Annotated in this window: 24 protein-coding genes; 16 read left to right on the top strand and 8 right to left on the bottom strand. The window is 41.7% G+C overall.

Features of this window, described 5'->3' with window-relative positions:
• The first annotated feature begins 2 nt into the window (after nucleotides 1-2).
• The 3 genes from cofG (at nucleotide 3) to KSK55_RS14740 (ending at nucleotide 3,286) form a co-directional block, all read left to right on the top strand.
• Nucleotides 3-1,700, top strand: coding sequence for a 7,8-didemethyl-8-hydroxy-5-deazariboflavin synthase CofG (gene cofG / locus KSK55_RS16760; RefSeq protein ID WP_372238729.1), 1,698 nt, complete (start codon nucleotides 3-5; stop codon nucleotides 1,698-1,700).
• 509 nt (nucleotides 1,701-2,209) lie between these two features.
• Nucleotides 2,210-2,488 carry a ferredoxin-thioredoxin reductase catalytic domain-containing protein gene (locus tag KSK55_RS14745; RefSeq protein ID WP_372238728.1) on the top strand — a complete coding sequence of 93 codons (279 nt, stop codon included), beginning with the start codon at nucleotides 2,210-2,212 and terminating at the stop codon, nucleotides 2,486-2,488.
• A gap of 105 nt (nucleotides 2,489-2,593) precedes the next feature.
• Nucleotides 2,594-3,286, top strand: a complete 693-nt coding sequence (locus KSK55_RS14740) for a DUF4013 domain-containing protein (RefSeq protein WP_214420939.1) — start codon at nucleotides 2,594-2,596, stop codon at nucleotides 3,284-3,286.
• A 19-nt stretch (nucleotides 3,287-3,305) separates the two neighbouring features.
• On the opposite strand, the gene KSK55_RS14735 is transcribed toward KSK55_RS14740, so the two are convergent.
• From KSK55_RS14735 to KSK55_RS14725, 3 genes are read right to left on the bottom strand one after another with little or no spacing between them, the layout of a single operon-like run.
• Nucleotides 3,306-3,761, bottom strand: a complete 456-nt coding sequence (locus tag KSK55_RS14735) for a universal stress protein (RefSeq protein ID WP_218607455.1) — start codon at nucleotides 3,759-3,761, stop codon at nucleotides 3,306-3,308.
• 60 nt (nucleotides 3,762-3,821) lie between these two features.
• Nucleotides 3,822-4,124: a YunC family protein gene (locus KSK55_RS14730; protein ID WP_214420937.1), complete on the bottom strand. Its 303-nt coding sequence runs from the start codon at nucleotides 4,122-4,124 to the stop codon at nucleotides 3,822-3,824.
• 54 nt (nucleotides 4,125-4,178) lie between these two features.
• On the bottom strand, nucleotides 4,179-5,306 hold the full coding sequence (locus tag KSK55_RS14725; RefSeq protein WP_218607454.1) for a glycosyltransferase family 4 protein: 1,128 nt from the start codon (nucleotides 5,304-5,306) through the stop codon (nucleotides 4,179-4,181).
• 53 nt (nucleotides 5,307-5,359) lie between these two features.
• Here KSK55_RS14725 and KSK55_RS14720 point away from each other — a divergent pair, with 53 nt between their 5' ends.
• On the top strand, nucleotides 5,360-6,601 hold the full coding sequence (locus tag KSK55_RS14720; RefSeq protein WP_218607453.1) for a TM1812 family CRISPR-associated protein: 1,242 nt from the start codon (nucleotides 5,360-5,362) through the stop codon (nucleotides 6,599-6,601).
• On the opposite strand, the gene ilvC is transcribed toward KSK55_RS14720, so the two are convergent.
• Nucleotides 6,598-7,590, bottom strand: coding sequence for a ketol-acid reductoisomerase (gene ilvC / locus KSK55_RS14715; protein ID WP_214421331.1), 993 nt, complete (start codon nucleotides 7,588-7,590; stop codon nucleotides 6,598-6,600). The two genes, KSK55_RS14720 and ilvC, sit on opposite strands and share 4 nt — an antisense overlap.
• A gap of 112 nt (nucleotides 7,591-7,702) precedes the next feature.
• Between ilvC and KSK55_RS14710 the strand changes: the two genes are divergently transcribed.
• From KSK55_RS14710 to KSK55_RS14685, 6 genes are all read left to right on the top strand, one after another.
• Nucleotides 7,703-8,488, top strand: a complete 786-nt coding sequence (locus tag KSK55_RS14710; RefSeq protein WP_250545263.1) for a TIGR00266 family protein — start codon at nucleotides 7,703-7,705, stop codon at nucleotides 8,486-8,488.
• A gap of 153 nt (nucleotides 8,489-8,641) precedes the next feature.
• Entirely contained in the window at nucleotides 8,642-10,156 is a 1,515-nt protein-coding gene (locus KSK55_RS14705; protein WP_256664045.1) for a 2-isopropylmalate synthase, read from the top strand.
• Nucleotides 10,128-11,819, top strand: a complete 1,692-nt coding sequence (gene ilvB / locus KSK55_RS14700; RefSeq protein ID WP_214420934.1) for a biosynthetic-type acetolactate synthase large subunit — start codon at nucleotides 10,128-10,130, stop codon at nucleotides 11,817-11,819. Before KSK55_RS14705 ends, ilvB begins: the two co-directional genes overlap by 29 nt.
• Nucleotides 11,820-11,821: 2 nt before the next feature.
• Nucleotides 11,822-12,325 carry an acetolactate synthase small subunit gene (gene ilvN, locus KSK55_RS14695; protein WP_218607452.1) on the top strand — a complete coding sequence of 168 codons (504 nt, stop codon included), beginning with the start codon at nucleotides 11,822-11,824 and terminating at the stop codon, nucleotides 12,323-12,325.
• 240 nt (nucleotides 12,326-12,565) lie between these two features.
• On the top strand, nucleotides 12,566-13,192 hold the full coding sequence (locus tag KSK55_RS14690; RefSeq protein ID WP_214420932.1) for a hypothetical protein: 627 nt from the start codon (nucleotides 12,566-12,568) through the stop codon (nucleotides 13,190-13,192).
• 129 nt (nucleotides 13,193-13,321) lie between these two features.
• Nucleotides 13,322-14,509, top strand: a complete 1,188-nt coding sequence (locus KSK55_RS14685) for a M28 family metallopeptidase (protein WP_218607451.1) — start codon at nucleotides 13,322-13,324, stop codon at nucleotides 14,507-14,509.
• 1 nt (nucleotide 14,510) lies between these two features.
• Here KSK55_RS14685 and KSK55_RS14680 read toward each other — a convergent pair whose 3' ends face one another.
• Nucleotides 14,511-15,035 carry a flagellin gene (locus KSK55_RS14680; RefSeq protein ID WP_218607449.1) on the bottom strand — a complete coding sequence of 175 codons (525 nt, stop codon included), beginning with the start codon at nucleotides 15,033-15,035 and terminating at the stop codon, nucleotides 14,511-14,513.
• A 146-nt stretch (nucleotides 15,036-15,181) separates the two neighbouring features.
• Between KSK55_RS14680 and KSK55_RS14675 the strand changes: the two genes are divergently transcribed.
• A complete protein-coding gene (locus KSK55_RS14675) occupies nucleotides 15,182-16,384 on the top strand; it encodes an aldo/keto reductase (protein ID WP_218607448.1) in 1,203 nt (400 codons plus the stop codon).
• 26 nt (nucleotides 16,385-16,410) lie between these two features.
• Entirely contained in the window at nucleotides 16,411-16,998 is a 588-nt protein-coding gene (locus tag KSK55_RS14670) for a TetR/AcrR family transcriptional regulator (RefSeq protein WP_218607447.1), read from the top strand.
• A gap of 11 nt (nucleotides 16,999-17,009) precedes the next feature.
• On the opposite strand, the gene KSK55_RS14665 is transcribed toward KSK55_RS14670, so the two are convergent.
• Nucleotides 17,010-17,897 carry an MBL fold metallo-hydrolase gene (locus KSK55_RS14665; RefSeq protein ID WP_218607446.1) on the bottom strand — a complete coding sequence of 296 codons (888 nt, stop codon included), beginning with the start codon at nucleotides 17,895-17,897 and terminating at the stop codon, nucleotides 17,010-17,012.
• Between the two features lie 5 nt (nucleotides 17,898-17,902).
• Nucleotides 17,903-19,543: a PAS domain-containing protein gene (locus tag KSK55_RS14660; protein WP_218607445.1), complete on the bottom strand. Its 1,641-nt coding sequence runs from the start codon at nucleotides 19,541-19,543 to the stop codon at nucleotides 17,903-17,905.
• Between the two features lie 64 nt (nucleotides 19,544-19,607).
• On the opposite strand from KSK55_RS14660, the gene KSK55_RS14655 reads away from it, so the two are divergent.
• Together KSK55_RS14655 and KSK55_RS14650 are read left to right on the top strand one after the other, a co-directional pair.
• Complete coding sequence (locus KSK55_RS14655; protein ID WP_218607444.1) at nucleotides 19,608-20,261, top strand: MASE1 domain-containing protein; 654 nt, start codon at nucleotides 19,608-19,610, stop codon at nucleotides 20,259-20,261.
• A gap of 12 nt (nucleotides 20,262-20,273) precedes the next feature.
• Nucleotides 20,274-21,203 (top strand): PHP domain-containing protein, encoded by a 930-nt coding sequence (locus KSK55_RS14650; protein WP_218607443.1) that lies wholly within the window; start codon nucleotides 20,274-20,276, stop codon nucleotides 21,201-21,203.
• Here KSK55_RS14650 and cls read toward each other — a convergent pair.
• On the bottom strand, nucleotides 21,177-22,649 hold the full coding sequence (gene cls / locus KSK55_RS14645; protein WP_218607442.1) for a cardiolipin synthase: 1,473 nt from the start codon (nucleotides 22,647-22,649) through the stop codon (nucleotides 21,177-21,179). The genes KSK55_RS14650 and cls overlap by 27 nt on opposite strands.
• 140 nt (nucleotides 22,650-22,789) lie before the next feature.
• On the opposite strand from cls, the gene KSK55_RS14640 reads away from it, so the two are divergent.
• Nucleotides 22,790-23,635, top strand: coding sequence for a GNAT family N-acetyltransferase (locus tag KSK55_RS14640; RefSeq protein ID WP_214420922.1), 846 nt, complete (start codon nucleotides 22,790-22,792; stop codon nucleotides 23,633-23,635).
• A gap of 107 nt (nucleotides 23,636-23,742) precedes the next feature.
• Nucleotides 23,743-26,604 carry a PKD domain-containing protein gene (locus KSK55_RS14635; protein ID WP_218607441.1) on the top strand — a complete coding sequence of 954 codons (2,862 nt, stop codon included), beginning with the start codon at nucleotides 23,743-23,745 and terminating at the stop codon, nucleotides 26,602-26,604.
• Nucleotides 26,605-26,739 lie beyond the last annotated feature (135 nt).

The raw sequence follows: 26,739 nt of genomic DNA, 5'->3' as shown, positions 1-26,739 counted from the left end.
CCATGTCATCGGTTATTACATATTCGCGGAATGTTTTTCTGCCTTTAACTTTTGTTTGCAGAAATTCCTGTGGGTACTGTATCTTCCGGCGCCCGCCCGGCGATGGATGTGTTCTCTCTCCTGACGAAGTTCTTCAGATACTCAGGCGCGGGGCAGAGGCTGGATGCACCGAGGCACTCTTTACCTTTGGGGAACGCCCTGAAGAAGTGGATGGATTTTTGCCCTTCCTGGAACAATTTGGGTACTCATCAATCCTGGAATATTGTCATGCTATGGCAGAAGAGGCACTCCGAATAGGCCTTCTTCCTCATACCAATGCCGGAGTTATGACCGCAGATGAAATGAAGTACCTGTCAGATGTGAATGCCAGTATGGGTCTGATGCTGGAGACAACAGCTGATATTCCTGCACACAGGAATTGTCTGGGAAAAGAGCCCGGTCGGCGGATTGCTATGATAGAGGATGCAGGAAGATTAAAAATTCCATTTACTACAGGCATTTTACTTGGAATCGGTGAAACTCCGTCCGACCGAAGACAATCCCTGCAGGTCATTGCAGATTTACATAAAAAATACGGGCATATACAGGAGATAATAATTCAAAATTTCTGTCCGAAACCAGGTACAGAGATGAGTGCATTTCCTGGAGCATCTCTTCGTGACATGCAAGAGACCGTCCGGATGGCAAAAGAGATTCTTCCTCCGGATATTGCTATTCAGATTCCTCCTAATCTTGCGGATGCAGAGAAAATTCTTCTTTGTGGAGTTACTGATCTTGGTGGTATCTCTCCAGTAACAATTGACTATGTAAATCCTGATCATCCCTGGCCGGCATTTGATGAACTTGCAGCGTTGACAAAGGGATATACATTACAGGAGCGGTTATGTATCTACCCGCAGTACATCCGGAAGGGTTGGTATCATGACAAGATCAGGGAACGTATCATCAGTCTTGAGAACACAATACTTATGAGAGGTTCATCCGTGATACCGGCAAAACCCCTGTATGAGGGGAAAGCAAAATCAGTTTATACCAGTGAAAATCCTGATGAACTGATTGTTGTCTTTCGAAATGATATGACCGCCTTTAATGGGGTCAAGCATGACCTGTTTACTGACAAGGGAAGACTGAATGCAACTGCATCGAATTTTTTTATGAAGATGCTGGAGGCCGAGGGAATTAAAACCCACTATATCCGAATGTCTGCTCCTGACACAATGATCGTCCGTCGCTTGGAAATGATCCCCCTTGAAGTCATTGTCAGGAATGTTGCTGCCGGTTCGATGACGAAAAAGTATCCGGTTGCTGAAGGAACTGTCCTGGATTGGCCGGTAGTTACCATTGATTACAAGGATGATGAACGGGGAGATCCCATGATAAATGATGATCTCATTCAGGTCCTGCATATTCTGACCGGCGATGAACTCACACAGGTAAAGAAGATAGCATTACTGGTAAACACTGTTCTTACCCGGTTCTTTGATGAATGCGGCATTCGTCTGGTTGATTTCAAACTTGAGTTTGGAAAGGCAGGCGGGAACATCTTCCTCGGTGATGAGATTAGTATGGATTCCATGCGATTGTGGGATAAAGAAACCGGCGAATCATTTGATAAAGATGTATACCGGTTTGATAAAGGGGATGTCATTACCGCGTACCGGAATGTGTTAAAACGAATTATTCCTGAATTTTCCATATAGGAAAATCCCCTTTCGATTTTCTTTTTTTCACAAAATTTTATGATTTCGTTGATGGTTACTTCTTTCTTGGCAAATTTTGATATGATGTCAGATGAGTGAGCGAAATGTTGTTCCAATTTTGCACCTGATTGAACAACAGGGAAGGATATATTAAGCAGCGCAGGGAGAAAATACTCCCCTTAAATTCTGTCAAATATACATAATTATTACTAACAGCTGTTATTACCTCTCTTTTACCATAAAAGGAAGACGTGATCCCAATGGAAACGAAAACCAGATAACTTTGCGAAAAATCCATGGAAAACATAAATGGGTATGGTTTGTTCAAATTTCTTTCTTGATAATGTGATCCAGAGGTTTAAATTGGCAAAAATGAGCATCATTTTTTAAAAAATACTGCAGGATAGACATATTCAGATCAATTGGATAGAATCACGGTGGAAAAATGTGGAACTTTTTAGTCCATTATATTGAAGTCTGTGTGAGCTGAAACTTACATGGGAGATCCTGTGGCAGAAACTGAAGATGAAATAAAAAGTTGGGCTCTGGAGTATTCCCGATCGAAAGGATGGGTTCTCAATCCTGATGAAAAACAACGAAATGCAGTGATCAAGGGGCTGTCCCGGAATTCTGACCGACATGGTGAACGGTATTGTCCGTGCCGTATTCGTTCAGGAGATAAAGAGAAAGATAAGGCCATCATTTGTCCCTGTGAGTATCATGTACATGAACTTGAACAGGCTGGTCATTGTACGTGTAATTTCTTTTACGATCCAGAATACCTCTGATATTCCGGTTTATCCGGAATATATTTTCTTAGAAATGTATCCAAATCACCCACCGGATTTCATCTTTTCATAATTATATTATTATATCAAAACCAATCAACATACATGGCATCGTATTCCGCAATTATTTCAAATGCTTCAGAGTACGTAAAAACAGGTCTAATAGATCACTGGAAACGATGGATAGTTCTAATTATTCTTTCACTCATCCAGATGTTCACTATAAACATCATACCCCTTGTCAGTGGATACCTGGTCCGGGTATATGCACAACCGGATGATATGGCCCCAGAGATAGATGAGTATGGTAAATTATTTGTCGATGGCTGGAAGATGAACATAGTTACCATTCTGTACATGATACCAGCAATTATCATCGCACTTGCATTTGGAGCTGTTGGTGTAATTTCTGCGCTAGCCGGTTTGTTTGCCGAAGGAAAAATGACTCATATTGGTGGACTTATGGTTGGAAGTATCGGACTCTTCCTCGCATTCCTGGTATTCCTTCTCATAACACTTGTGATGAACATGGCATATGTGCACTTTTCACGATCTGGCAGGTTATTAGACGCCTTTAGTATTGGAGAAATAACCCGGAATATATCTGATGGAATTGGATGGGGAAGTTACATTGTTATGTGGATTATTGTATGGTTACTGACGACAGTGTTTTTCTTCATAATTTCCGGCTTAACTATGATCCCAATTCTGGGATGGCTTGCCTTACTGGCATTAACACCACTCTGGTCAGTATTTCTTGCTAAAATAAACGGTAATGTTTATTATAACCGTCCCTGAAGGGATAAAAATAAATTTTTCAGGATTCAGGCTTCGTAACGAGCACTGGCACTGGACTTTTATGTACGATCCCAGTACTGACACTTCCAAGGATTAACCGGTCTGCCATACCTTTCCCTGATGATCCGACGATAATTAGATCAATATTTGATGTTGATACAAACTCCATCATCGAATCTACAGGATCACCTACTCGGGTATGAAATCCTATTGAAATTCCTTCTTTTTCAGCATAACTCAGAACTAAATCTCTGATGTGGTTTTCTTCCTGTTGAAGCATACTTATAAATTTTACATCACCTGTGGGTTCTTCTACTTTTACTTCACGTTCGGCTAGTTCTGCATATATCCGTGGGGGGATTGAATACATTGCGTCAACCGTTCCATTAAACTGTTTTGCTAAGGTTAATGCAAAAGAAAGTGCTCGAAAGCTCTCCTTTGAGCCATCTACTCCAGCTAGAATATGGGAAAACATACTTTTCATTACCTCATACTTCCTTAAAAATGTGCCTTTCCAGGTTGTATCAAATGAAAATCAGAGAAGTGATAAAATCGCTTCTTCTCCGGTCATGTCCAGATGAATACCTGCTTCTTTTGCATCAGAATTTACTACAACCACAACCCCTTTCAGAAGTTCATCAATGTCATGTATTGAATCTCCAGAGGAGGGTTTGACTTTAACTGCCGGAATATGAAATTTCTCAAGGGCGATAACATCAATGGCACCGCATCCGACAATACCCTTATTGGTTTTTGCAAAAACGAGGTTGACTGGACCAATAGGAATGATATACCCTGATACTTCAGTATTATCCCGGAGAAATTTTATTTCTTCCATGATAGTATTCTTCTCAGATCCATTAAGCCTCTCCTCAATACAGGGAAGAATTTCTCATTTGGATAAGATCAGTTTGTTGTATGTCTGTTCAAGCAAACAGACAATTGTGTCCCAGTCATGTTTCTTAATATAATCGTGAATAACGGACACATCTGGTTGTCTGAATAGGTACATCTGAATCCCTTTAGCAATATCCTGAGCATTTGGCATCGCAGCATACCCACATCCTGGCAGAACATGGTCACAAGCTGCATTCAGGGGATATTGTGTAGTTACGATGGGGACATTACATGCCAATGCCTCAACACAGACAATTCCAAATCCCTCCCGCTCACTGGGGAGCACAAATACCCGGGCAGATTTTATTCTTCCGATAACCTCTTTATAATCGCTGATAAACCCTTCAAGATGAATATTATCAGAAAGTCTATAATCGTGAATTTTTTCATGTAATTCTGACATCATCGGTCCATCTCCTATCAGTGAACAGGTGATTGCAGGATAGGTATGTACAAGAATCCTGATAGCCTCAATAACGAGTTCCGGATGTTTTTCTGGTATAAACCGGCCAACAAATATAACATCCACCTGTTTTGTAAATGGCTGGATTATGGTGATATCATCAAGAGTAATGCCATTCGGGATTATTATCGGTTCACATGTTTTTTCTTCTGCTTTCATCCGAGTTACTGTATGATGTGACACTGCAATGGAATGATGTGATAAAAGAAGCGAAAATTTTTCAGTTAGTCTCCCAAAAAATCCACCAAGACCAAGGTATTGGTACCAAAATTCTCCCCAGCATTCATGCCAGGTAATTACATAATTTTCATGTCTAAGCCATCCGATGATCCTGGATATTACAATGGGAAAATATGGGAAATTCTGACAATCTATGATGTCAACCCGAATCCTGAGAAGAACTGGAAAGAGGTGCAGAGCATACCAGACTGCCTGAAAGACTGATCGTCTCCCTCCTGTATAAAGCCCAATTGGTCGGCATACCGGGTGTATAATTAGTCCATCGCGGCGGATAATCTCATTCCCTGATCCTGTGGTCATAGGAAATACATGAACTTCATGACCTCGTTTCGCAAGACGTTTGCCAATCTCATATATCCGCTTTTCTACCCCCCCTATGGTATCTGGATAGAGCACATCATATACAAATGCAATTTTCATCGATGAAGCCACAAGATATTCGTTCAGTTACATATAGGCATGTAAACAAATGAATGAATCAGATGCGATGTATCTCATTTGCTGGTCCTGGCCTATTAGAAAAAAGAAGATATTGTCGTGACACAACCTGTATGGAATCAGACCTTGTTCAGGAGGCAATATTTCATTTGTATCATCCAAATGAGATTATTCTTTGCCTTTCTGAACCGGCTGCTGCACATATTGCTTCATCTTTAGAAAGCCGTAATATTCCGGTTAACAAAGTATGGATCCCATGTGGAACTGATGAAGATCAGTTGTGGGAGATTTTTAGTATTTTATGTACCCTCCCCCTTGATCATGAAGAAATTCTCTTCGATATCACAGCAGGGTGCCATTCGTTACCCTTCATGACCTTCCTGGCCGCTTCTTATCTCCACTCGGTCAGACATGTAACAATTCATGGTGTTATCTATGCACCTGCTATTGGTGATGATGGATTTTGCAGGTTCGTAGACCTCAAACCCTTGATGGACATTTTGGATTGGATTGCAGGAGTCAGATCAGTTACGCACTATGTTGATGCAGAGCCAATATACAACCTTCTCAATCATCTACAAGGCAACATTCACCGGTCAGGAGAAGAACAAAATCCTCCGGTTCGTTTGACTGGTTGGGCAAGCCTACTCTGGCAATTTAGTGACGCAGTCCGCCTTGCTCGTCCGGTTGATGCGATGTATGCTGCATCAGGAATAGTCCGTGATATGGATGAAGTCAATGAAGAACTGGTCAGGTATGCTCCATCCCTTGTTCCCGTTCTTGGAGCAACCAGGGAACTTGCAGATCTTGCAGCAGAACCTGAACCTGATCACTGCTCGGAAGAATATATTCAAAAACAGATCCGGGTGATATCATTCCAGCTTGATAAGGGATTATATCTCCAGGCAGTTACTCTTGCCCGCGAAGTACTGATAACTCTTTTAATGATTCGGATGAATGTGAATGCAAACTGGTTGGATGCTGATATCCGCCACCAGGTATCCAGAACATTGACCGGTGGAGCTTTGGATTTGCAACAAAAATCATATGACAAAACCCAATATTCAGATGATCTGATATTGTATCCAGACTGGAAAGAGTTGGTCAGGATCTGGATTCGGGTATCTGATCTTCGAAATAATCTTGCTCATTGTGGAATGAACCAGCGTGATGACAGCATCCGTTCTATCCGAAAGCGTTCGTCTGATATTCTTCCGGATATTGAACGCTTTATGGTTCTTTGTCTGTCAGGAAAAAATAATATTGAGAATATTTAGAGATTTTTAAACTGGGGCATGGTTGCCCTGATCTCTTTTCCAACTTCTTCGATGAGGTGCTCTTCATCGGCTTTGGTGAGTGCGGTAAATACAGGACGATTGACCATATTCTCAAGCATCCATTCTTTTGCAAATGCTCCTGTCTGAATTTCTTCAAGAATCTCCTGCATAGCCAGATATGACTCCTGACCAATAACTCTGGGTCCCCTGGTCAGGTCTCCAAACTGTGCAGTGTTCGAGATTGCATTACGCATTTTAGTAAATCCACCTTCATAAATGAGGTCAACGATGAGTTTTGTCTCATGGAGTACCTCAAGATATGCCATTTCCGGTGCATATCCAGCTTCAACAAGGGTTTCAAATCCTGCCCGAATGAGTGATGTCATTCCACCACACAAAACTGCCTGTTCTCCAAAGAGATCAGTCTCGGTCTCCTCGCGGAATGATGTCTCAAAGACAACTGCACGGGTGGCTCCAATTCCTTTTGCATAGGCAAGAGCAAGTTTTCGTGCATTTCCAGAAACATCCTGGTGGATAGCGATGAGTGCGGGAACACCCTTTCCTTCGGTATATGTCCGCCGAACCATATGTCCTGGTCCTTTTGGTGCCACCATGACTACATCTACATCAGCCGGGGGAACAATCTGGCCGAAGTGGATGTTAAATCCGTGTGAGAACATGAGGGTCTTGCCTTTGGTAAGTCCTTTTGCAATCTGTTCACGGTAGACTGCTCCCTGGTGTTCATCAGGGATGAGGATCTGAATTACATCTGCCTTTTTTGCTGCATCGGCGACTTCCATCACTTCAAAGCCTTCACTTTTTGCCAGGTCCCAGCTCTTACCTGGACGAAGACCGATAACAACGTTAAGACCGCTATCTTTCAGGTTTAATGCCTGTCCTCTGCCCTGGGATCCATACCCGATGACTGCTATCGTCTTTGAAGAGATAGCTGACATGTCGGCATCTTTGTCATAGTATTTCTCTAACATGATAGCCTCTTGTCTTGTTCTCTTCTCATTCATTGGGGTGGACCTGATATCTTTTTTCCTTCATGTGTGATCCGAATCCGGACCATGAATGCACCGTTGGTAATGTGGTGCATTGTCGCGCATTAAATGCACCACTGTAAAAGATCAACGAACCAGAGTGCTTATCTCATCAGACATCCAGGCTTCATCTGACGGAAATACCATGCAGTATGAGATCAAGTACAAACCATCCTACGCAATGCTTGAAGTGACCCTTCAACCGAATGAATCCATCACTGCTGAAGCAGGATCGATGAGCTGGATGCAGCCTTCTATTGAGGTTCATACACGGATGCGAAAAAAGGGGCTTCTTGGTTCGATAGGAATGGCCCTCATCGGCGGTCAGTCTTTCTTTGTGAATGATTTTACTGCCACAAACTCACCTGGAAAAGCCGGATTTTCAGCGGCCCCCTTAGGAGACGTAGACACCTTGCAGGTTTCACCGGGAAAAGGATTTATCATCCAGAAATCAGCGTATCTCGCTTCAGAAAAAGATGTCAATCTTGATGTGGAATGGCAGGGCTTTTCAAAGGGGTTGTTTGGCCAGGGACTTTTTATGATTAAGGTATCCGGAGAAGGACTTCTTTTTATCAATACCTTTGGAGCGATTGACAAGCATGTTCTTGGAGCTGGAGAACGGCTTATTGTTGATAACTTCCACCTGGTTGCATTTAGTGATTCATGTCAGTACCAGGTAACAAAATTTGGTGGATGGAAAGAAACTCTTCTGAGTGGGGAATTTTTAGTCACCGATATTACCGGACCCGGGGATGTGTATGTTCAGACAAAGAACATTCGTGAGATGGCTGACTGGATATGGACGCTCATTGAGCCACGGGTGCAGGCCAAGGCTCGATAAAAAGTGTGTCAGGATCATACCCTATGCTCGAACGGGGTAAATATGCACCACTTTTCTTACAATTTTGCACCATCATTTAAAACATTCATTGAATGGATGGAAAATTTATATGCATTCCAACGACGACATTGATCCGGGAGTGACATCCTATGAGTGATTGTTTTATTGCGCGATAAAAAGATTCGATTCCTGGATACAACGCTTCGAGATGGCGAACAGACCCCTGGCGTCTCTCTGTCTCCAACAGACAAGGTAGAGATAGCCACTGCATTATCAGACATCGGGGTTCATGTCATCGAAGCAGGGTCTGCGGTTGCCTCTGAAGGTGAACGGGAAGCTATCCGTCTTATTGCACAGGCAGGTCTGTCCGCTGAATGCTGCACCTATGTCCGGGCATTACCACAGGATATAGACTGTGCTGCTGATGCTGGGGCAGATTCAGTTCATCTGGTTGTTCCTGTTTCAGACCTTCACATAGAACGCAAGATGCAAAAGACTCGTGAACAGGTATTTTCAATGGCTATGGAAGCTGTTGAATATGCAAAAACCCGCGGTCTTATTGTAGAACTCTCTGGTGAAGATGCATCAAGAGCAGACATGGAATTTCTCCAAACCCTCTATGCTGCAGGTATTGAGCATGGTGCAGATCGGCTCTGTTTCTGTGACACTGTCGGAGTGCTTACTCCGGAAGTAACTGCGGAGATAATACCACCTCTTTGTCTTGCACCACTAAGTATACATTGTCACAATGATCTTGGGCTTGCCCTTGCAAACACACTTGCTGCGCTGAAAGCCGGAGCATCCTGTTGTCATGTAACGGTCAACGGACTTGGGGAGCGTGCAGGTAACACCCCGTTCGAAGAAGTGGTTATGGCTCTTGAACATCTGTATAAGGTGGACACAGGTATAGAAACAAGAAAGATCTATCCTCTGTCGACCTTGGTTTCACGACTAACTGGTGTTCCATTTGCTACAAACAAGCCGATTGTCGGGACTATGGCATTTACTCATGAGAGTGGGATCCATGCTCATGGACTCTTCAGAGACACCAGGACATATGAGCCGATTGCACCAGAGCTTGTGGGAAGAATGCGGCGTATTGTTCTTGGGAAACATTCCGGGTCTGCCTCGGTAAAAGCCGCCCTGACTGAGCTTGGGTATTCTCCAAATCCCCGTCAGCTTGAGGAGATTGTAAAACGAATCAAGACTCTGGGTGATGAAGGACGGCGGGTTACTGATACCGATGTCATGGCTATATCAGACGCGGTCATGCTTCTTGAATGCAGGCCGGTCATCTCACTTAAGCAGTATACAGTTGTTTCAGGAACAAATGTAATTCCAACTGCTTCTGTTACCATGCAGGTAAATGGAAAGGAAGTGACTGGTGCAGCGACTGGAGATGGCCCGGTTGATGCTGCACTCCGGGTATTACAGCAGTCCGTTGCAGTGGCCGGAGACATCAGACTTGATGAGTATCATGTAGATGCAGTCACCGGCGGAACAGACGCCATGGTAGAAGTTACCGTAAAGCTTAGAAAAGATGGACACACGATAACATCACGCGGGGCCAGAACTGACATTATCCAGGCCAGCGTGGAGGCGGTCATCACGGGGATGAACCGTCTGCTGAGGGAGTATCATGAAAAGCGGAGCACAAATACTGATTGAAGGTTTAAAGGAACAGGGAGTTGACATCATCTTCGGGTATCCGGGTGGTGTTGTTCTTCCGATTTATGACGAACTCTATGATGCTGATATTCGTCATATCCTTGTTCGCCACGAACAGGCCGCTATTCATGCAGCAGATGGATATGCACGGGCAAGTGGTAAGACTGGCGTATGTCTAGCCACTTCAGGGCCGGGAGCATGCAATCTTGTCACCGGTCTTGCAACCGCATATATGGACTCAATTCCGGTAGTTGCAATTACCGGCCAGGTTCCGACATCTCTTCTGGGAAATGATGCCTTTCAAGAGTCTGATATTACTGGAATTACGATGCCGGTTACCAAACATAATTATCTGGTAACAGATGCTCGTGATCTAAAACGGATTATCAGAGAGGCTTTTCATATCGCAAGTACCGGACGAAAAGGACCTGTCCTCATTGATCTTCCAAAAGATGTCAGCACAGCAATGGTGCCTGATGTGGACGGTCCGGAAGAGCAGCCACGACTCAGAGGATATAAACCAAAATACCAGGGTCATAGCAAGATGATTCAGCGGGCAGTAGATCTTCTGCTTCAGGCAAAGCGCCCAATTATTTATGCAGGGGGTGGAGTGATTTCATCCGATGCATCAGCAGAGTTAGTTGCCCTGGCTGAACGAATGTGCATGCCCATAACCACTACCCTGATGGGTCTTGGTTGTATTCCGACAGATCACCCGCTAAACCTTGGTATGCTTGGGATGCATGGGACTGAGTATGCAAATTATGCAATAACTGAATCAGATCTGCTCTTTTCCATTGGTGTCAGGTTTGATGACCGGGTGACCGGCAAGATTGAAGCATTTGCACCACAAGCGAAAGTCATCCATATTGATATTGATCCTGCTGAAATTGGAAAAAATAAGCAGCCGGATGTTCCAATTGTCGGAGATGCTAAAAGTGTACTCACCGAGATTATTAAAAAGATCCCGGAGTCATGCCCACATCCGGAATGGTCTGAAACCGTAGCAGGATGGAAAAAAAATCATCCGCTCAGATACCGATCTGATGGGAAACTCTATCCCCAGTTTGTTATCAAAACTCTTGCTGATATCCTAGGCGAAAAGGGAGTTATTGTCAGTGAAGTAGGTCAGAACCAGATGTGGACCGCTCAGTGGTTTAAATTCACCAGGCCAAGACAGTGGATTAGTTCTGGTGGCCTTGGAACAATGGGATATGGATTTCCTGCTTCGATGGGAGCACAGTTAGCATGTCCTGACCAGCCGGTTTTTGTCCTGGCCGGAGATGGTTCATTTCAGATGAATATCCAGGAACTTGGGACAGTAGCCCAGTATAATATTCCTGTGAAAGTCATTGTTCTGAATAACCAGTTTCTTGGAATGGTCAGACAATGGCAACAGCTCTTCTACGAGCACCGGTACTCATACACCGAGTTGCCTGAAGTTCATTTTGAACGGATTGCAAAAGCATATGGTATTGAAGCTGCAACAGTCACAAAAGCATCTGATGTAAAAGCAGCTATAAGTACTGCTCTGGAACATCCTGGGCCCTATGTTCTGGATGTCAGGGTTGAACGGGAAGAGAATGTGTTCCCGATGGTTCCGGCAGGAGCAAATATCAGTGAAATGATCGTCGGTCACCACACCGGTCATGAGGAGGAGTAACCATGACTGCCCATATATTCAGTGTTCTTGTTGAGGACAGCCCTGGTGTTCTCTCCCGAGTGACCGGGCTCTTCTCCCGCCGCGGTTTTAATATTGAAAGTCTTGCTGTAGGGCACTGTGAACAACCTGCGACGAGTCGTATTACCATCGTTGTTACTGGTAATGATGTTCAGATAGAGCAGGTAAAAAAGCAGCTGAACAAACTGATCGAGGTTATTAAAGTTCTTGATGTTTCTGAATATGAGCATGTTGAACGGGAACTGGCCCTGATAAAGGTAAAAGCTGAACCAGGAACGGCCCGTTCAGAGATAATGCAGATTGCAGGAATATTCCGGGCGAAAATTATTGATGTCGGGAGTGATACTCTGGTTGTTGAAGTCACCGGCGACAGTGGAAAAATTGCTGCGATTGAAGATCTGCTAAAACCATATGGAATACTGGAACTTGTCAGAACCGGAAAGATTGCTTTGCAACGAGGTTCAGCAACGGTAAGTTCAGGGAGATAATCGATTTATAAGGAAATTGCATATCAAATCAGATATATCTAACGAATTATATATATCCAAGGTGTTTACTCAAAATATCTTTTTTTAAAAAATCATTAAAACACACAATACCTTAATTCTAAATTTCTGATTTTTACATGAAAGAAGAAACCCCTTATGGGAAAAAAACAGAATCATATAATAAATTTTGCTGATTAAATGCAATTTTTAGTACATTCTTATGTCACGTGGATGATAAAAATGAGTCTGAAACAATTATTAATAATTGCAATGATTGTTATTGGAATGGTTGGGTTTGCATCAGCAAATTCGAATATTACCATAGATTCTATTGGCACACCTGGAGCCGGAGAGAAGTTTAACATCACCGGCTCCACAACCATTGACAAGATTAAAAAAATAGGAATCGAGATCTTTCCAAAAGAATTCTGGGATGAAACTGAAGAATATGCCCGGATGAACAACTCCGGAAAAGTCCGGTATAAAGAGTTGGCAGCCTCCAGTGATTCAGTAAATCCAGTGGGAATTAATCTTGTTCGTTATAACCTTGATGGAACACAGTCATATCTGACTGTTGATGTGCCTGAAGATTATGCGTTGACTATTGTTCCTGTAAAAAAAGATGCCTCAGGGAAAGTGATTTTTTCTGCAGAGATAAATGAAAAAATTAAGAAAATACCATTCCAGCCAGGAAAATATCATGTCAATGTCTATGATGCATCCATGGAGATTGAACGTCCGGGAACAATTATGCCAAATGGATGGGACATCATAAAAAAGAAGGCTTATCCAAGCACAACTCTCTCAAATATCTGGGATCCAAAAAACGAGAAAGAAATTGAATATGCTGAATTTACAATCCGTTAATTTCAGCATACACAACAATTTTTCATTCTATTTATGATTAAAGTTAGGTTCCCATCGTTTTTGCATTTATGAAAAGGGTTTTTTACACTCGAATCACAATCTCCGATATACAAATATCAGAGCAATCTAATGAATCCGGCAACCCTGTATGGACACCTAAAGACTATTTGCAAAACAATTGGAGAACGACCAACCGGAACACTGGCAAACCGGCAGGTAATGGAGTATATTGGAAGACATCTCGAATGCCTTGGTTATCCGGTAACATACCAGTTATTTGATTGCAAAGAATGGAATGTATCTAGAGCATCCCTGCAGTCCGGAGATCAGAACATCTGTGTATATGCGAATCCCTATTCTCCATCATGTGACCTGACCACGTCGGTACAGATTATTCGCACTCTTGAAGAACTACGTTACTCTGATGTATCTGATACTATTGTAATGATTACTGGTGATCTTTCACAAACACCATTGATGCCCAAAAATTTTCCTTTTTTTAATTTGGAATCACATCAGGAGATTATTCGGTTATTAGAAGAGAAAAATCCTCACGCTGTTATCTTTACATATCCAGGTAAAGAACTGACGCCAATCCTTATCGATGGGGATTTTTCACTCCCATCAGTGACTATCAGTGAATCAGATATTCCTTATTTACTAGATCATAGTGGTACATCCATCCATCTGTCAATTGATTCTGAAACTACTCCATCAAGAGCTGCAAATATCCTTTGCCAGATTCCAGGTGAAGGAAAGAAGATCGTGTTATGTGCTCATTTTGACACGAAATATTATACGCCTGGTGCTCTTGATAATGCATCTGGTGTTGCAGCCCTCTTAGTCCTTGTAGATCGGCTTCGAAGGGGACCTCCAAAAAATAATATTGAGTTTGTTTTTTTGAATGGAGAAGAATGTTATAATGCCCCAGGTGAGATGGCATATTTATCATCAGATTCAGTCAATCTACAAGATATCGGTCTTGTTATTAACCTTGATGGTATTGGTCTTTGTGGCAATCCCTCAAGTGTTGCATATTTTTCAATGCCGCATACATATGAAGCAGTAGCTGAGGAAACTAGAAAAAAATATCCGGGTGTTGTTCGTGTTGATCCCTGGCCTGAAGGAGATCACATGATATTTGCCCAGAAAAATATTCCATCAATTGCTTTTTCAACCGCTGCCGAAGGGAATGTCATGAAGAATATTATCCATACTAGTCTTGACACAATGGACAGACTTGATATCGGAAAAATTATGCATACTATTGATGCAATAGAAGCGACAGTACGAAAATTAAGTGAGATAATTGATTAAATCAGGAGAGATATCCTCCATTGTATCCTGTTGGTAATTGCCTTTGAATTAATGTTGAAGCACCAATCGGAGGTTTAATTTCCAGTGAGAAAGTACCACCTGCCATCGGACCTGCAAGTCCTGCATCAAAAAGGGCAAGCCTTATCCGAGTAGAATCTCCAGATGCAAGAATTCCTGATTTCGGAGTTACATAATCAAGAGGAACTGCATTCCCTCCTTCATTATTCCGTACATAATAATAAATCATCTTTGAGAGATCAATGGATTCTCCAGTGTCAGGAACAGATAGGCTGAAAGTCAGAGACGTGATTCCTCCCTTTCCTGCATCATATTGTCCCCTGATTAATCCGTCAGTTATCGCAACAGACGAACTCTGCTTGATTCCTGCATATGTGACCTCCTGAACTTTTTGAGAAGCAAAAAAACCTGTACTTATCATACTATAGCCAAATACTGCTGCAACGACCACAAATGCAATCATGATTAAGGCAGCTTCCAGTCCTGAAAAACCTGATTCGTGGTTCATAGTGTTCATCATCTTTTTACCAGATCATGTGGGTGATCCATCATAAGGTTTCAGATCTACTGATTGCTCCGCGAAAATTTTATCAAGTCTGATCGACTAATCAGTCTAGACTAACTAGTCAATCAACACGTGATCCGGAGTGGACTATGCAATACAGAACAGTACCAAAAAATGGTGATTCTTTATCCGCATTGGGATTTGGAGCAATGAGACTTCCGACAAAAAGAGGAAATATTGATGAAGAACGTGCCTCCAGGCTCATTCGCCATGCCATTGATCAGGGTGTGAATTACATTGACACTGCTTTTTCATATCATGGAGGTGAAAGTGAGAAAGTCCTTGGAAGGATCCTCACGAATGGCTACCGGGAGAAGGTAAAACTGGCAACGAAACTTCCACCATGGAATGTGCAAACGAGGGAAGATATGGATAAAATTCTTTCAATTCAACTGAAACGTCTTCAGACGGATCATATTGATTATTACCTTCTTCATTCCCTCAACTCCGGTTCATGGAAAAAATTTCAGGACCTTGGAGTGTTTGAGTTTTTAGAGTCTGCTCAGCAGGCCGGACTCATAAAAAATATTGGATTTTCATTCCATGGTGACCGAAAAACATTTCGGGAGATCATTGATGCGTATGACTGGACCTTCTGTCAAATCCAGTATAATATTCTTGACGAAGAGAACCAGGCAGGAAAAGATGGCTTGCTCTATGCTGCTTCAAAAAACATTGCCGTTATGGTGATGGAACCACTCCGGGGCGGTATGCTTGCTGAAAAGGTTCCAAAAGAGGTACGACATATATATGAGAAATCTGGTTCATTACGAACTGCAGCGGCCTTTGGTCTTTCCTGGGTCTGGAATCATCCAGAGGTTACTGTGGTTTTATCCGGAATGAATGATGAAACTCATCTTGCAGAAAATATTGCAACATGTGATGCAGCAACTCCGGGCAGTTTATCAGATATGGATATCCAGGTTATCGATGATGCCCGGGATGTGTATACAAAGATGATGAAAGTCGGGTGTACTGGTTGTTCATATTGTACGCCATGTCCGTTTGGTGTGAACATCCCCATGTGTTTTTATTTTTATAACCAGTATCACATGCTTGGCGATAAACTGATGACCCGTGGATTTTATAGCATGCAACTCATGGGAGGGATGGGTTCGCCAGGAAATGCTTCTCTTTGTAGACAATGTGGAAAATGTGTATCAAAATGTCCCCAGAATATCCCAATCCCGGAAGAATTGAAAGAAGTTGCGAAAACTATGGATGGATTGACAACAAAACTGGTTTTCATGATTGCAAAGCGAATGTTTGGATCATCAATAAAGAATGAATAAATGAGATCTTCCTTATAAGATGTATCATGAACTTACAGAAATTACCAGAAACTCATATAAATAACGAAGATAAGCGGGAGAGAATAGTATCATCAGCTCTTCACCTTTTTACCACCTTTGGATTTCATGCAACACCAACATCACAGATTAGCAAAGCTGCTCATGTATCAACAGGAACACTTTTTCACTATTTTCCTGATAAACAAACTCTTATTGATGAATTATATCTGTCGATAAAAAAGGAGATGAGTTCGGTTGTCGGAAATGAAGATAATCCTGCACTTCCTACCAGAACATTGCTTGAACGGGGATTTATCCGATATATCGATTGGGGTATTGCAAATCCGGAAAAAGCACGATTCTTAACTCAGTTTCATCATTCTCCAAACATCAGCGATGCCGTTCAAAACCGGGCCTATGAAGAGTTTCGATGGATGACAGATCTGTATTCTCGAGCCATCAGAGAAGGGATTTTTTCAAATCATCCGGTTCATTATCACATGGTCATGATAGCCCAGATATTAAATGGTGTCCTAGAATTATTGACACTTCATGATGGAGACATGTCTGATGAAGCAATAATTGCAGCGGGAATCGAAAAAATTTTTAAATAATTTTTAATTTATTATTGATGGTGTCGTACGTTCTCAATTTCCATGAGGTACTGTTTTAAGTTTATTTCTAATTCGTCCGATGATTTTTTTTCAAAGTTTGGAAAAAGTGACCAGAAAGAGAGAAAATCAAATTTTTCCTTCAATATGTCCCTGACTTCTTTTTCATAACGGAACATGATTCGGGTGTTCAGATTGAGTTGGTGAACATTATTATATGCTCCAAATCTGCTGTTGTCAATGGATTTTCCTTCCTGGACCGCTTGTATGTATGCAATATTCGCCCTGATCAGATCCCTGACTATAATTCCAGAATGTGCTGATACCATAATATCAGCCGGGAATGTAAGCAACATTTCCAGTGTATTCAGGTAGAGATCTGTTCTTTCGTAATCAAGGTATGGAATCGGATCCTCAACCAGGTCTCCAACATAGAGGATTGAATCTTTCCGGTCAAAACATAGTGAGGAATCTATCGTATGCCCAGGAGCATAAATAAATTCAACATCATCCTCTTCAAATGTTAGCCGGCTATCAAAGGTCATATTTGGTAGAGTTATTGTTACAATTCCCCGAGTCATCGATGAATGAGATATCAGGTCATACTCACCCCGCTCTTTTAAACGATCCCGGCAGGTGGAATGGCCGATTATAAGATTATGTGAAAATTCGCAATTCCCCCATACATGGTCCCAGTCTGAATGAGAATTAAATATCACCATTTGTTCCGGATGCGAGATAGTACCTAATTCATTTAGAACTTTTTTCATCGATTCCGGACCGAGGTGTGTATCACACAAAAATGTGAATCTGCTTCCGATGATAAGCAGAACAGAAATATTATCATCAAAAGTTAGAATTCTTGTCCGGGGGGAGAGAATGGTGCATGAAATATCACTCATGATTTTCACGTACCACGTTGCGTTCGGAATGCACCCGCTGGAACTATCATGTCAAATCTGACTCCATTACCTGGAATCCCTTCTTCAGAAATAATAATGCCCGTTAAATGTAATATCTCCCTGATAAGAAAAAGACCGAGTCCAGTATTTTTTCCAAATCCTTTCTTAAAGATTTTTTTCTTATCTTCAGTACTAATTCCAACACCGTTATCAGTATACCGAAGAATGAGATCTGGATCATGGTTGACATATGAAAGTGATATCAGGGTAACTTTTTCACCATGACGAATTGAATTGTCAATAAGATTGTATAACACCTTTTCAAACATAGGGTCAGCATACACCTCTATGTGTTCATCTGGCAAAGAGACAGATACATCAGAAAGGAGAGAGGCAATGTTTCTCTTTTTCATAATCTCCTCTACTCGTTGCCATTTCGGGGGGTTTATTCCCAGATCCTGGTATTGTCGTGTAAAATCAATCAAAGCCTGAATGTCTTCTCCGGATTTAACAATATTTCGTATCCAGGTTGACTCAGGGTCTTCTTTCACCTTGTATCCTAATAGTTCACAATAAGAGATGACCACCATAACCCTGTTTAAGATATCATGTCTGGTAATGCTGTTGAGAATTGAAAGTTGATTATTTGCCTGGCTGATAGCATTTTGTGTTCTTTTTATCTCATCGATATCCTGGATGAGAAGGAGCCCATGAGGAGCATCATGAATAGAGATTGACCTGATATAGAGAGATACAAATTTCCTCCGGTTATCAGGAAGAACTATCACGGTCTCTACTGCCTGACTGTCATGAACTGCCTTACAGTAAAATTCCTTATCAATATCCGGGAAAAACTGAAAGTCTTCAAGTTTTTTGTTAACCAGAAGATCCTTTGAGAGACCGATAAAGGTTTCACATCCTTTATTAATTTCAATAATTTCCCCGGCATCAGAGAGGATCATCAGCGGATTTGGGACCTCGTGAAAAACTGTTGAAAACTTCTCTTCACGGTATAATATTTCCTTTTCAAGAGTAACCCGCTCAGAGATATTTACAAAAGCGGAAAAAACTGCCTTTTCACCGAGATAATCAATAATATTAGCGGATAGCGATGCGTATACAACTTCATTATTGTCTTTTTGAAACGATACTTCAAAATCAGAGACCTGTTTTTTTGTTGAAAGGATCTCAAGAATTTTTTCCTGGTTCATTGCTGTGATAAATCGTTCTGATACTTTTTTTCCTATCCTCTCATATGGTATAATAGAGAAGAGGTCTGCAGCTTCATTGTTAATTTCCAAAATTGTTCTGTCTGAAAGTTTGGTAATCACGATGGGAAAAGGTGCTTTTTCAATGAGCAACCGATAATTTTCAGCTCCTTTTCGTATTAGGTCAGCACTATGAGCAAGATCATTTTTTCGTCTGATCTGATAATATCTGACAAGAAATGCACAATCAACTATTGCCAGTATCAGAAGAAAAGTAGTTGAAGTAAAAGTAAACCGTGTTGCGTCATCAAATATGATAGTCCTAAACCACCGGTCAGCAAGCCACCAATATGGAAACAAGATAAGTGCCAGTAAAAGAGCGATAAAAAATGCACCCGTTACTGGATCCTGTCTCCATTTTGTTATCATTGGATGCATTATTTCTCCGGACTTCTGATATCAGGTAATTGTTTATATCCTCTTCTTACATATGTAGTATCCTGTGGTTCAGGAACAGTCAGATCTATGCAATGAAGAAATAGCCCGACCACCAACAATAATTTATCTATCTTTATTTTTTTTACTGGTGTGTCTTCATTCACTTGGTGCGAAATATTTCGTCTTTTCCTATCCGATTGTTCCAGGTGTTTCATCTTTTTACCTGATTGTGGCATTCATGATCGTGTGTGCATTATGGTTTGGAATGTGGGGAGTATTTGCTGCGTATTTTGGATGTGTTATTGGAGCGGGGATTCTGAGCGGGCTCCCTTTAGATGTTTCTCTCTACTGGTCAGTAGCAGATCTTTTGCAGGCTTTCATTCCCTTGATTGCATTTCGGTATTTTCATGCAGACCCAGTTCTTCAAACCTGGCATGATCTGATGGTATTCATGATATTTGGAGTGATTCTCAATAATCTCGCTGGTGCTATCTGGGGAGCATTTACGCTTGAAATCGGAGGAATAATCTCATCCGCCCAGCTTTTCAATACTATGGGAAGCTGGTTTATTGTAAATATCATAGTGAGCGGATGTATTGCGCCATTTCTATTATATTTTGTAACTCCTTGGATGAAAACACAGGATTTATACCAAGGGGTTAAGCCCCTACCGAGTTGTTACTTAAAAAAACATACCTTTAATAAAATACGTTCGTGAATTCAACAAAAAATGATTGATCATTCCAGCACCATTGATTATTCCAGACCTGACATTGCTTTACTTCTTTCGCATGGATATTATCCATTGGATATGCATTTGCATACTACTCATTCAGATGGAATAACACGGATTGAGGATCTGATCAGATATGCATCAGATCGGCAGATAGGGGTTGCAATAACTGATCATAATGAAATTAGTGGTTCTCTTCAGGCTTTATCAATCAGATCAGATGTTCTTATTATCCCCGGTATTGAACTTGAAACACAAGAGGGTCCCCACCTCTTGTTATATTTTTATACAGGAGGTGATATGCAGGATTTTTACGATGAATTCTCCCGGCGGCGAACAGAAAAAACACCAGGGCTTCCGAAAAATCTTCCAGTTCTGGACTGTCTGCTTCTTGCCGAATCATTTGATTGTCTCCGGATAGCAGCTCATCCATTTGGGTATTATGGGATTAATCGCGGTGTTCTCAAATGTGTTGAAAAACAGATGCTTCCAGGAGTTCTTGATCATATTGATGGTATTGAGGTTATCTGTGGAGGCATGATCGAGAGCCTGAATAAAAAGGCTATTGCATATGCAGAACATCATAAAATCCCTTATACTGGCGGTTCAGATGCACATATTTTATCAGATGTCGGAAATGTTGTAACTGGTGTTCAGGCTGATTCAGTTGAAGATTTTCTCAAAGGCGTTCTGAAACGAAAAAATGTTGTCATGGGCAGGCCAGGAGGTTATATTGCCAAAGGTGCCACCGCTGGAGTGATTGCCTGGAGTTTTGTCCCATATTCGCTTTCAAAACTGGGTGCACATTATTCTGTACAAAAAAGAAGAACCTCACATCTGATAACATCCTGTCAAAGAAAATTCACGCTGTACAGTAACCGAAAAAAAGGATATGATTGTTCAGAGGAGCGGAGAGAAAAGCCTTGAAATAGATTGTTTTATCTTTATTTTTGTAGGCAGGGCTTCAAACCGTTCTTTTGTTAGTTCAGTACTGACCTGAAGATCATGAATAAAAAATTCTTTCAGTTCTTTTGCTATGGTATGATCATACATGATGGTATTTGTTTCAAAATTGAGTCTGAAACTTCTGACATCCCAATTTGCACTTCCAACGGAAGCAGCTACCTCATCTACTACAATAGTTTTTGCATGGATAAATCCGGTATCATAGGTATACGCTCTGACTCCGGATTCTACCAGTTGCTCAATGTAGGAATATCCTGCCCAATAAACAAACATGTGATCAGGTTTTGCCGGCATCATGATCCGAACATCAATCCCTGATAGTGCTGCCATCCGGAGGGCATCCATAATGCTTTCATCAGGAATGAAATAGGGTGTCTGAATGTATACCGAATCTGATGCAAGGGTGATGAGTTTCAGATATGATTCTTTTATCGGGTTCCAATAAGTATCCGGGCCTCCAGACACGATCTGGATGGGAACCCAGGCATCAACCGGGGCACCATTATCCGGGAAAAATCGTGGTGAGTACTCCAGGGTATCGTCCTTTGCAGCATAATTCCAGTCAAGAAAGAATCGCATCTGCATTGCCAGAACGGCGTCTCCCGATACTTGTACGGCAGTGTCCCGCCATGGTGCCCATTGGGGAATTCTGCTTAAATAATCATCTCCAATATTAAAACCGCCAATGAATCCCACTTTTCCATCGATAACAGCAATTTTTCTATGGTTTCGGTAATTAAGTCTGGGGTGTGATATATTCATGAGTGATGGAAAGAAGAATGCAAGTTTTCCTCCTGCCTTCTGGTAAGGTTCGAAAAATTTCTTTCCCGGCCCGGCACAACCAAGACCGTCACCCAGGAATCGAACAGTTACTCCGGCTTGTGCACGTTCGGTCAGAGCTGCAAAAACTTCGTTTCCAATCTCATCATCTTTGAGAATATAATATTCAAGGTGAATATGATCCTGCGCTCCTCGAATGGCATCAACCAAGGCTTTAAATTTATCATTTCCATCAATAAATACGCTAACTTCATTTCTCACCGTAACTGGTGCTTTATTGCTCTCCATGAGCATGAACATCATCCGTTTATACGCATCAGAAATCGGATGCTCTCCTGGTACATCATTCACAAAGAGTTCTTTCTTTTGGGATTCAATGATGGTTGTAAGACTGTCATCGTCCTCTTTTTTTACTCTGAACATTCGCTCCCGGTAAAAACTCTGACCAACAAAGAGGTAGAGAATAAAGCCGACAACCGGAAGGAGAAGAAGTGCCATAAGCCAGGCAATAGTCGCTGTGGGATTTTTCCTCTCAATAAAAACAACCATGATGGCAAAGAGTATATTGACGATAAAAATTATAGGGAGAATGAAATCATTCAGGAATAAAACCAAATCATGTATCATACTGTCCACCTGTATGGTATTTCATTATTCTTTCCTTAATAGAAGGATATGGATCTGATACTCTCCGCTCACCTGCCCGGACATTCTTCATACATCGCCGGTTTTATTACTCTTTTGAACGATGTACTGATTTGGTTCATATGTCTTTTTCATATCATATCAGAACGATAAGACCGGATGAGATACATATTCCCATTGAATGGGCACGGGATGTCGGATGGAATCCCGGTCTTTATGATGCAGAATGTCATTATCCGGTTGATCCTGATGGCTGGTTTTGTGCTGAACATGAGGATGAGATTCTGGGAGTTGGTGTTGCTACTAATTATGACAACACTTTTTCTTTTGGTGGTTTTTACATTGTAAAGGAACCATTCCGGCATCATGGTATCGGATGGGATATCTTTTCTGCGATGCTTCGACATGTGGGTGATAGAAACTTTGGTGGAGACGGCGTTTATGAGATGCAGGATAAATATCATGCAAAGATAGGTCTTCAGTTTGCATACCGAAACATCCGGTGGCAAGGTATTGGTAATGGAACTGATCAGCCGGATCTTGTATTCGCAACAGATGTGCCGTTTGATTCTCTTCTTCAATATGATACTGCTCACTTTCCGGTTAAAAGAGAAGTATTCCTAAAAAACTGGATACAACAGCCAGAAGCAACAGCTCTCGTGAAGATCGATAACAAGGAACAGATCAATGGGTATGGAGTTATCCGCAAATGCTATGAAGGATACAAAATAGGGCCCATCTTCGCTAATTCCCCTGCAATAGCAGATGAGTTATTTGATGGGCTTACTGCAACAATTTCTGGTGAAATGGTATTTTTCGATACACCTGAACCAAATTCTGCAGCTGTCCGAATGGCTCAAAAACGTTCAATGACTCAGGTGTTCGGAACTGCACGGATGTATACGAAAAAGATGCCATCCCTCCCTCTTGACGAAATTTTTGGAGTTACCACCTTTGAGTTAGGGTGATACGTTAATCAAATATTTTATTTTTCTCCTTATTTTAGTATATATAACCTATGCCATAAAATCGTGACATTAATATTCTGTTCTCACCTACCATGTGGGTTCCTTTCATGATTGTGCGTCGTGTTGTTATCCATTTTGTGTGTTTGATGTGTTTATCGTCATTATTTCTGGTTTCTTCAGCAGCCGGAGCAATGAGTATTGATTCTTTTACACCGGTAAGTGGGACAAATACCGGCCAGGTTACGATTACCATAACTGGAAGTGGTTTTCAAAGTGAAATAATTGATCAAATATTGCTAAATCAATCGATTACCAATAGAATACCATGTTCAAGTTTTTCAATTCATTCGGATACCCAATTGTCCGTTACTTTTGATATCGCCCAACAAGAAGTCGGTTCGTACCAAATATGGATGAAGACTCGCTCATTAGCAACATATGTGAGTCAGGTTCCTTTTAAGATAATGTATCCAGTATCTCCCAAAGTAACTGCAATTACCCCTGATTCAGGTCAGGTAAACGAACAACCATTTTCATGTACGGTGACGGGAAGTGGTTTTACTTTTGACTCTCTTGTTGAACTGGTACATGAATCCGGGACCATTTATCAGGCATCTACAGTAGTTCATAATGGGGATAGTCTTTCAGCTTCATTTTCAGTTGATACTGAACATGGTGGGGTGTATCGTGTCCAGGTTGTCAATGGTGATGGTCAGGTATCATCCGAACTTGTTTATTTCACTACGATTGGCATTCCTCCTGTTGTAACAGGTGTCCAGCCAGAAATCGGATTAACTTCAGATGAGAATATTGAGGTAACCGTCACCGGTTCTGGGTTCCTTGACGGTTGTGTTCTCCATCTTCGTGATCCTGAAAGTGGTGAGATCGTTGTGAGTTCAGGACCAACGGGGGTGAATGAAGGGGGAAACAGTGTTCAAGGTATTTTTGATCTTTCCGGATTATCTGTCGGTGATTATGTGGTACGAGTGGTCAATCCAGACGGTCAGAGTAATGCCGAGGATGTGGTATTCAGTATAAGTCATCCTGTTCCTGTTGTGATTTCGGTGAACCCGGATTCCGGATTAACATCAGAGGAGAGTGTTGAGGTAACTATCACTGGATCAGGTTTTTTAGACGGTTGTGTTCTCCATCTTCGTGATCCGGAAAGTGGTGAGATCGTTGTGACTTCAGGACCAACGGGGGTGAATGAAGGGGGAACCAGTGTTTGTGGTAGTTTTGATCTGTCCGGAGTAACTGTGGGGGACTATATAGTAAGAGTGGTCAATCCAGATGGTCAGAGTAATGTCGAAGATGTGGTATTCAGTATAAATCATCCTGCTCCTGTTGTGATTTCGGTGAACCCGGATTCCGGATTAACATCAGAGGAGAGTGTTGAGGTAACCGTCACTGGATCAGGTTTTCTTGACGGTTGTGTTCTCCATCTTCGTGATCCGGATAGTGGTGAGATCGTTGTGACTTCCGGACCGACGGTAGTGAATGAAGAGGGAAACAGTGTTTGTGGTAGTTTTGATCTGTCCGGAGTAACTGTGGGGGACTATATAGTAAGAGTGGTCAATCCAGATGGTCAGAGTAATGTCGAGGATGTGGTATTCAGTATAAATCATCCTGCTCCTGTTGTGATTTCGGTGAACCCGGATTCCGGATTAACATCAGAGGAGAGTGTTGAGGTAACCGTCACTGGATCAGGTTTTCTTGACGGTTGTGTTCTCCATCTTCGTGATCCGGAAAGTGGTGAGATCGTTGTAACTTCTGGACCGACGGTGGTTACTGAAGAGGGAAACAGTGTTTGTGGTAGTTTTGATCTGTCCGGAGTAACTGCGGGTAATTATGTGGTACGAGTGGTCAATCCAGACGATCAGAGTAATGTCGAGGATGTGGTATTCAGTATAAGTCATCCTGTTCCTGTTGTGATTTCAGTGAACCCGGATTCCGGATTAACATCAGAGGAGAATGTTGAGGTAACCGTCACTGGATCAGGTTTTCTTGACGGTTGTGTTCTCCATCTTCGTGATCCGGAAAGTGGTGAGATCGTTGTAACTACTGGACCAACGGTGATAACTGAAGAGGGAACCAGTGTTCGTGGTAGCTTTGATCTTACTGGAGTGATTGCTGGGGAATACAACCTGTATGTTGAAAATCCGAATGGAGTTTTGTCATTTGATACAGTGATATTTAGGATTCAGTCTCCTCCTAATCCTTCGTATGAAATAACTATTCATTCAGGAAATGGAGGAAAAACAGAACCACATGGAATTGTAATTGTTTCAGAATCTTCAGATCTTTCCATTCGTAGTACGCCATGTGCCGGGTATACAGTAAAGAATGTGTACCTTGATTCAATTCCACAGGGACCTGTTCCGGTGTTCACACTTCCTGATATTCGTTCAAAGCACTATGTATTTGTAGAATTCTCACAGATAATCCCAGTTCCTACACCGATTCCAACAATAATCCCCGTACCTCCGCCAACACCAGATCCAGTATTTTACTCAATCAGTGTTTCATCCGATTATGGAAGTATGATTACTCCAAACGGAACCATCACTGTGCCGAAGGGGTCGTTAATCCCATTTCAAATGACAACATTAACTGATTTTCATATTGTCCATCTTCTTGTTGATACGATTCCGGTTCATGTTCATAATTCATGGATATTGAATCCAGTCACTAGAGATCATGAAATACATCTTGTTTCAGACCGGAATATATCACCAAATTGGGCAAATTTCTCACTATTTCTTCCAGAAGGAAATGAAACCAGGAATATTTCAATAATTTCTGAATCTTATCCGGATGCTACCTGGGAATTCTGGGATTTTGGTGATGGGGTAACTGCCTATGGAAATCCCATAAATCATACCTATCAATCAGCGGGCAATTTTTCGATAACTCGCAAAGTTGTATTTCAGAATAGTTCATCGCAATGTCGTCGAGAGATTAGGATATGACTCCATCCTCATGTTCTTGAGTTTCTTAAATTTTTGTTCTCCTATTTCCATGAGATTATGGAATTCTGTTTCTTTTTGGAGAATCACTTTAAAAATTAATATAACCTTCAAAATATTGAGTTAGGACAACACATA

The organism is Methanospirillum hungatei (assembly GCF_019263745.1).
In the GTDB taxonomy this organism is placed as follows: Archaea; Halobacteriota; Methanomicrobia; order Methanomicrobiales; family Methanospirillaceae; genus Methanospirillum; species Methanospirillum purgamenti.
Note: the sequence above shows the minus strand (reverse complement) of the source record. Positions and strands in the feature narration are given on the sequence as shown.

Bases quoted from the DNA above. Each gene is read 5' to 3' on its own strand.
- KSK55_RS14720 (WP_218607453.1), top strand. From the start codon at position 5,360: ATGAATCAGATGCGATGTATCTCATTTGCTGGTCCTGGCCTATTAGAA.
- KSK55_RS14690 (WP_214420932.1), top strand. From the start codon at position 12,566: ATGAGTCTGAAACAATTATTAATAATTGCAATGATTGTTATTGGAATG.
- KSK55_RS14725 (WP_218607454.1), bottom strand. From the start codon at position 5,306: ATGAAAATTGCATTTGTATATGATGTGCTCTATCCAGATACCATAGGG.
- KSK55_RS14730 (WP_214420937.1), bottom strand. From the start codon at position 4,124: ATGGAAGAAATAAAATTTCTCCGGGATAATACTGAAGTATCAGGGTAT.
- KSK55_RS14675 (WP_218607448.1), top strand. From the start codon at position 15,182: ATGCAATACAGAACAGTACCAAAAAATGGTGATTCTTTATCCGCATTG.
- KSK55_RS14670 (WP_218607447.1), top strand. From the start codon at position 16,411: ATGAACTTACAGAAATTACCAGAAACTCATATAAATAACGAAGATAAG.
- KSK55_RS14640 (WP_214420922.1), top strand. From the start codon at position 22,790: ATGTCTTTTTCATATCATATCAGAACGATAAGACCGGATGAGATACAT.
- cls (WP_218607442.1), bottom strand. From the start codon at position 22,649: ATGATACATGATTTGGTTTTATTCCTGAATGATTTCATTCTCCCTATA.
- KSK55_RS14665 (WP_218607446.1), bottom strand. From the start codon at position 17,897: ATGAGTGATATTTCATGCACCATTCTCTCCCCCCGGACAAGAATTCTA.
- KSK55_RS14680 (WP_218607449.1), bottom strand. From the start codon at position 15,035: ATGAACCACGAATCAGGTTTTTCAGGACTGGAAGCTGCCTTAATCATG.
- KSK55_RS14740 (WP_214420939.1), top strand. From the start codon at position 2,594: ATGGCATCGTATTCCGCAATTATTTCAAATGCTTCAGAGTACGTAAAA.
- ilvB (WP_214420934.1), top strand. From the start codon at position 10,128: ATGAAAAGCGGAGCACAAATACTGATTGAAGGTTTAAAGGAACAGGGA.
- KSK55_RS14685 (WP_218607451.1), top strand. From the start codon at position 13,322: ATGAATCCGGCAACCCTGTATGGACACCTAAAGACTATTTGCAAAACA.
- KSK55_RS14635 (WP_218607441.1), top strand. From the start codon at position 23,743: ATGATTGTGCGTCGTGTTGTTATCCATTTTGTGTGTTTGATGTGTTTA.
- ilvN (WP_218607452.1), top strand. From the start codon at position 11,822: ATGACTGCCCATATATTCAGTGTTCTTGTTGAGGACAGCCCTGGTGTT.
- KSK55_RS14660 (WP_218607445.1), bottom strand. From the start codon at position 19,543: ATGCATCCAATGATAACAAAATGGAGACAGGATCCAGTAACGGGTGCA.
- ilvC (WP_214421331.1), bottom strand. From the start codon at position 7,590: ATGTTAGAGAAATACTATGACAAAGATGCCGACATGTCAGCTATCTCT.
- KSK55_RS14650 (WP_218607443.1), top strand. From the start codon at position 20,274: ATGATTGATCATTCCAGCACCATTGATTATTCCAGACCTGACATTGCT.
- KSK55_RS14735 (WP_218607455.1), bottom strand. From the start codon at position 3,761: ATGTTTTCCCATATTCTAGCTGGAGTAGATGGCTCAAAGGAGAGCTTT.
- cofG (WP_372238729.1), top strand. From the start codon at position 3: ATGTCATCGGTTATTACATATTCGCGGAATGTTTTTCTGCCTTTAACT.